This window comes from Sinorhizobium sp. 7-81 (assembly GCF_030124405.1).
GTDB classification, from domain to species: Bacteria; Pseudomonadota; Alphaproteobacteria; order Rhizobiales; family Rhizobiaceae; genus Sinorhizobium; species Sinorhizobium psoraleae.
In genome coordinates this window covers 1-433 of record NZ_JASKLT010000093.1, presented here as the reverse complement: position 1 = coordinate 433, position 433 = coordinate 1, and the positions used below count along the sequence as shown (strand labels likewise).

Below are 433 nucleotides of genomic sequence, written 5' to 3'. Positions count from 1 at the left end.
CTACTCCTTGATCGGGAAGGTCAGTTCCTTCTCGCTGCTGTCGACGACGAAAACAGCCAGCAGTTTCGCCGGTTCGGTCTCGCTGGCATTCTCGCTGACACCGTGGCGGTCTCCCGGCATTTCAGAGAAGCTCTCGCCCGCCTTGTAGGTCTTGACGGGACCGTCGTTGACCTGACTGCGGATGGCGCCCTCCAGCACAGTCGCATAGATGAAGGCCGACTCCGGATGCGTGTGGGCCGAGGAGAAGCCGCCGGGACCATATTCAACGAGAACACCTTTCATGCTCTTGCCCGGAACATTCGGCAGTTCGTGCTCGTAAACCAGCGTGACCGTTGCATCCTTATCGCCGACGTCGTGAGCAGCGGCGGCAGCGGACAAGAGAGCCGTCATGGCAACGGCGGCAAAGATTGACTTGATCATGTCGAAACTCCTT

The 433-nt window shown here is 59.1% G+C and carries 1 protein-coding gene; it reads right to left on the bottom strand.

Annotated features, from left to right (window positions below):
• A complete protein-coding gene (locus QN224_RS34250) occupies nucleotides 1–420 on the bottom strand; it encodes a cupin domain-containing protein (protein WP_283980189.1) in 420 nt (139 codons plus the stop codon).
• Nucleotides 421–433: the final 13 nt, after the last annotated feature.

Excerpts from the sequence above, each read along its gene's own strand:
- QN224_RS34250 (WP_283980189.1), bottom strand. The coding sequence starts at position 420 with ATGATCAAGTCAATCTTTGCCGCCGTTGCCATGACGGCTCTCTTGTCC.